A 3,293-nucleotide genomic window follows, 5' to 3' on the forward strand; every position below is an offset into this window, starting at 1 on the left:
TTCCAAGCCTCCAGGAACCGTTCGATGTCAGTTTCGGTGGTCTCCCAACCCAGACTGACCCGAATACCGCTCCGGGTCAGTTCCGGCCCGAACCCCATTGCCTCGATCACATGGGACGGCTGCACCTTACCAGAGGAACAGGCGGAACCCGACGATACCGAGATACCTTCGAGATCAAATCCGATCACGGCCGTTTCCGCGCGAAGCCCGGGAGCGCCGAACAGAACCGTGTTCGGCAGGCGGGCAGCATCTGCTGCGAACACGGTGATGTCATTGTGCTGCCGCAAGCCCGCCTCAAGAAACCGGCGCAGTTCGGCGATTTTCGCCATGTCCGGCAGGCCGGCCATGGCCGCCGTTGCGGCGGCACCAAAGCCAGCGATTCCAATGACATTCTCGGTCCCGGCCCTGCGCGACAGCTCCTGCCCGCCGCCACGCAGCAGCGGCGCGGGACCGGTCAGGCCGTCGCCAACCACCAGCGCGCCGACACCTTTGGGGCCGCCGATCTTGTGCGCAGAAATTGATAGAAGATCGGCCTGCAATACATTGATATCCAGCGCTATCTTGCCAAGAGCCTGCACCGCGTCCACGTGAAGAACTCCGCCTGCTTCACGTACGACTTGAGCAAGTTCCACGACCGGCTGAAGTGCCCCCGTCTCGTTATTGGCTGCCATCACTGACACCAATGCAGGCACTCGATCTGCCAGCAATGCCTGCAAGCGGGCGGGATCCGCCACACCATTGCGATCGACTTCGAGCACCGTCACGACGTCGGGCGGGAACCGTCCCGCCGCCATCACCGACGGATGTTCCACCGCCGATACGATCAGCCGCTCGACCGGGGGGGTTCCTTTCCGGGCGATCCCAGGCACCAGCGCCAGCACATTGGCCTCAGTTCCGCCGGACGTGAACACGACCTGCCGTGCCTCGGCGCCCACCGCTGCAGCCACGGCGGCGCGGGCATCTTCGACCAGGCGCCTTGCCTGCCGGCCTTCCGCATGGACCGAGGACGGGTTCCCGACCGCATCCATGGCCGCCAGCATCGCCGCCCGCGCCTCTTCGCGCAGCGGGGTGGTGGCGTTCCAGTCGAGATAGACACGCTGGCGCGTCAAACCTGATCTCCTTCAGTTCCGAGCCGGTCTCTTAGACCAAGTTGGCGGCAAATGCGCGTCCGGCAACCGGCTTGAGTGTTCAATATGCTTGCTTTTCGCCCCTGCGCTTATGGTAGAACGCGGCCTCCACTCCACCAGGCGCTGTGTCTTGCGGTGCCGATTGCCCGTCTGACCGGGCGCGATGACGACCGCCGCGCCGGGACCGGGACCAAGGATCACGATGCCCGAAGTTATTTTTGCAGGCCCTGCCGGCCGTATCGAAGGCCGCTATCATCCTGCCAAGCAGAAGAACGCGCCGATTGCGATGGTGCTGCATCCGCACCCGCAATTCGCCGGCACGATGAACCATCAGATCGTCTATCAGTGCTATTACGCCTTCGTGCATCGCGGCTTCTCGGTGCTGCGCTTCAACTTCCGCGGCGTCGGCCGCAGCCAGGGCTCGTTCGATCACGGCACCGGTGAGCTCTCGGACGCCGCGGCAGCGCTCGACTGGGCACAGTCGATCAATCCCGAAGCCCGCGCCTGCTGGGTCGCCGGCTTCTCCTTCGGTGCCTGGATCGGCATGCAGCTCCTGATGCGCCGCCCGGAAGTCGAGGGTTTCATCTCGATCGCCCCGCCGGCCAATCTCTATGATTTCTCGTTCCTGGCGCCCTGCCCGTCCTCGGGCCTGATCGTCCATGGTGACAAGGATGCCGTGGTGCCGGCCAAGGACGTCAACACGCTGGTCGAGAAGCTGAAGACGCAGAAGGGCATCGTGATCGACCAGCAGGTCATCCCCGGCGCCAACCACTTCTTCGACAACAAGCTCGAGCCGTTGATGGAGTCGGTGACCAGCTATCTCGACATGCGCCTCGCCAACGTGCGCTAAGCGCCGCGACAAGCACCAAGCAAAAAAGCCCTCGGTCTTTCGGCCGAGGGCTTTTTCATTGCGTTGCCGTCGCGATCAGAACGAGCGCAGGATCTGCACCGAACCGTTATAGAGATTCTGGTCCCTGATCTCGTAAGCCTGATTGGCCGGCCGCCCGGTGACATTGCCCGTATAGGTGCCGCCGAGATTCTGATCCAACCGGGTAAAGGTGAATTCGGCGGACAAGGTCAGGTTCTTCACCGGCGTCCACGCCGTCCGCGTCCCGATCTGGGCGATCGCGAAATCGAAATTGTTCGTCGTCCCCGAAATGCTGCCGGCATTGATGCCCGTCGGCGCTGCCGCAGTGCTCGTGCCAAGGCGGCCGCCGGCCGGGCTGAACGCCGCGGCGAGCAGTGCATTGCCGCCATCGCCATAGGAGATGTGGCTGTAATTGCCGAACAGCGAGGTACGCCAGTCCGTGTTCCAGTAATGCTCGTAGAAGGCACTGACCTGCCAGGTCTCGGCCTGCTGGATCTGGCCGTTCGGCGCAAAGACGCCGTCAAGCAGGTAGCCGAAGCCAACCGTATTGCCTTCGAACTTCGCGAAGCGACCGCCACCCTGGGTATCGAGCGTGCCGCCGCCGAACACATATTTAGTCGCGCCCTTGCCGTACGAGGCCTCGAGCTTCAGGCTGTCGCCTGCCCCGGTTGGCAGGTTCTTGAACTCGACGGCGCCGGTGACTGCGAAGCCATAGGAGTCGTCCGCATGGCCCGTGGCGTTATTCGCGCCGTAGAATCCCGGGGTGATCGTATGCATCGCCGCACCAAAATGCAGCGAGCCCCATTTCTGGTCGAGCCGGACATTGCCGACGATATCGGGAATGTGGTTGCCGCCATAGGAGTTGCCGAGAAACGTATTCGAGACCGTGCCGTAATTCTGGTTGCCGAACTGGCCCGCACCGGGCGCGACGATGAAGTTCGCGGTGTTGTAGAGACCGGCATTGCGATAGGGCGATGCGTTTTCCAGCGAGATCGACGCAGAGAAACCATTGCCGAATTCGGCGGTGTAGGCGATCTGCGGCAGGCCGGTGGTGTTGTTCGAACCGGCCAGGAAGCCCGACGAGATGTAAGGCTTGGTGAGCGCCCATTGCGGATCGAATTGCGACACCGCCTTGCCGAAGGTGAAGCCGGCGAACTGGATGAAAGCGAGATCGACCTCGGTGAAGCCGCCCGCGATACTGTCGCGGTTCTGGGTGAAATCGAGCTGGAAATTCGCATAGGTGCGGACGGTGCCGTATTCGGTCGACGTCCGCGTATCCGTGGTCAGGTTGATGCGCT

3 protein-coding genes are annotated in these 3,293 nt (G+C 62.9%); 1 reads left to right on the forward strand and 2 read right to left on the reverse strand.

Features of this window, described 5'->3' with window-relative positions:
* Positions 1 to 1,109: cysteine desulfurase family protein (locus ACIQ17_RS32395; RefSeq protein ID WP_398473658.1), on the reverse strand; the 1,109-nt coding region annotated here is incomplete at its 3' end.
* A gap of 220 nt (positions 1,110 to 1,329) precedes the next feature.
* Between ACIQ17_RS32395 and ACIQ17_RS32400 the strand changes: the two genes are divergently transcribed.
* On the forward strand, positions 1,330 to 1,977 hold the full coding sequence (locus ACIQ17_RS32400; protein WP_233021841.1) for an alpha/beta hydrolase: 648 nt from the start codon (positions 1,330 to 1,332) through the stop codon (positions 1,975 to 1,977).
* A 75-nt stretch (positions 1,978 to 2,052) separates the two neighbouring features.
* Here the strand turns inward: ACIQ17_RS32400 and ACIQ17_RS32405 are convergent.
* Positions 2,053 to 3,293 (reverse strand): porin (locus ACIQ17_RS32405; protein ID WP_398473659.1); only part of this gene is annotated, 1,241 nt, incomplete at its 5' end.

Source organism: Tardiphaga sp. (assembly GCF_044340795.1).
Classification (GTDB): Bacteria; Pseudomonadota; Alphaproteobacteria; order Rhizobiales; family Xanthobacteraceae; genus Tardiphaga.

Coding starts and splice junctions, on each gene's coding strand:
- ACIQ17_RS32400 (WP_233021841.1), top strand. CDS start 1,330: ATGCCCGAAGTTATTTTTGCAGGCCCTGCCGGCCGTATCGAAGGCCGC.